Annotated in this window: 2 protein-coding genes; both read left to right on the top strand. The window is 37.2% G+C overall.

Features of this window, described 5'->3' with window-relative positions; all coding sequences use genetic code 11:
* Positions 1–1,131: peptidase M14 (locus tag Q0L68_RS16020; protein WP_296705138.1), on the top strand; the 1,131-nt coding region annotated here is incomplete at its 5' end.
* Positions 1,132–1,233: 102 nt separating this feature from the next.
* On the top strand, positions 1,234–1,965 hold the full coding sequence (locus tag Q0L68_RS16015; RefSeq protein WP_296705137.1) for an SIMPL domain-containing protein: 732 nt from the start codon (positions 1,234–1,236) through the stop codon (positions 1,963–1,965).
* Positions 1,966–2,132: the final 167 nt, after the last annotated feature.

Below are 2,132 nucleotides of genomic sequence, written 5' to 3'. Positions count from 1 at the left end.
TTTAATTTTCTTGAAGGAAGTGGAGATGAATTTGATGAGATCAGAAATACCTTGAAAAGTCAATTGAACATCAAATTTATCCCGATGATCAATCCCGACGGTGCGGAGGATTTTAAAAGAAGAAATAGTTTGGATATTGATTTGAACAGGGATGCAATTTCTCAAATATCTCCTGAAGCAATTATTCTCAAAAAAGCCAGAGATGATTTCGAACCAGAATTTGGCTTTAACCTCCACGATCAGCAAGTTTATTACAATGTAGAAGGCACTCCAAAACAGGCCACTATTTCTGTTTTAGCACCTGCCTACAATAAAGAGACCGAAATCAATGAGGTAAGAAAACGAGCGATGCAAGCCATCGTAGGAATGAACGAGGTTTTACAAAAAGTGGTGCCTGGACAAGTTGGGAAATATGATGATGCGTTTGAACCTCGTGCTTTTGGAGATAATATCCAAAAGTGGGGAACCAGCACCATTTTGATTGAATCAGGAGGTTTTTGGGGAGATCCTGATAAACAATATATCAGACAACTCAATTTCATGATTATTCTGGATGCCTTGCATCAAATCGCTACCAAAGGATACGAGCAATATACTACTGAGCAGTATTTTGCGATTCCAGATAATGATTCACAGTTGGCTGATTTAATGATCAATGAAATGCTAGTGACCGTAGAAGGAAATAAATATCCGATAGACATGGTCATCCGAAGAAGAGAATCTGAAATACCCGGAAGCTATTATGTTTCTGGTTCAATTGATGATCTCGGGGATATGCAAGTTTACTTTGCTCAAGAAACACTAGATGCTACAGGACATGAATTTGTGGAAGGGAAAGTCTATGAAACCGCTTTTGAAAATGCTTCAGATTTAGATGAAGCAAAAACAATGGACTTATTAAAGCAGGGATTTTTAGCCATAAAAGTAAAAAACGGAGAACCAAAGGAGCTTCACCATTTACCGATTTTGGTTTTAAAAAGTGTCGATACATTCCCTAGCTTATGGACTACCGGATCAGCCCCAAACTTCTATCTCGCTAAAGACGGAGAGTTGAAGTATGCTGTAGTAAACGGGTACCTTATTGATCTGGAAAATCCTAAAGAGCAGCTGTATATGCAAAGAATTTATTAAATGTTAATTATTCTTTAGGCTAACCTAAAACCCGCTACTTGGCGGGTTTTTTGATTATTGAAAGTTATTATTATTATTTTCAAAGATTGACTTTTCAGCACTATGAACAAAAACCTATCGGCAATCCTCTTTGCTTTAGCCATCGTCATAGCATCCTTTGTTTTAGGGAATGCTGTAATGAACAGAAACCGTCCTCAGGGCACCATTAATGTGACTGGTTTAGGAGAGAGTAATTTCACTTCTGACCTAGTAGTTTGGGAAGGAAATTTTACCAGAGAAAGCTTTGACTTAAAATCAGCATATTCAGATCTTGAAAAAGATAAAAAACTGGTTTCTGATTATTTGATTTCAAAAGGAATTCCTGCAGAAAAACTCATTTTCAATGCTGTCAACACAAATCCGAAATACCAGCAAAACTACTCGAATGACGGACGCTATTTAGGTCAGACTTTTGATGGTTATTCTCTAAATCAGTCCCTGAAAATAGAATCTACAGAAGTAGAGAAAGTTGAAAAAATCAGTCGCGAAATCACGGAATTGTTGAATCAAGGAATCGCATTTTATTCGCAGGCACCTCGCTATTATTATACAGGTCTGGAATCATTGAAATTGGAGATGATTGCAAAAGCCACTGAAGATGCCAGAATCAGAGCTGAAAGAATTGCTGAAAACTCCAAAGGGGATCTTGGAGACCTGATCTCCGCTAATATGGGGATCTTCCAGATAACTGGACAAAATTCTGGGGAAGACTATTCTTGGGGTGGAACTTTCAATACAGCAGATAAAAACAAAACCGCTTCTATTACCATGAAGCTAGTTTTTGAAGTGGATTAAAAAATAGCTACTTCAAACAATTATAGTCTTTAGTGCTTTTACATTATGTGAAAGCTTTAATCCTTATATCGGCAATGTCCTCTTTTATTTTACTCTATCAATTTGACAAAAATTCTCCCAAAACAGACTGGCGAATTATTGATGATGGAGTGATGGGAGGTCGATCC

Source organism: Algoriphagus sp., assembly GCF_024642405.1.
Lineage (GTDB): Bacteria > Bacteroidota > Bacteroidia > Cytophagales > Cyclobacteriaceae > Algoriphagus.
The sequence above is the reverse complement of the archived record's forward strand: the minus strand, read 5'-3'. Positions and strand labels throughout refer to the sequence as shown.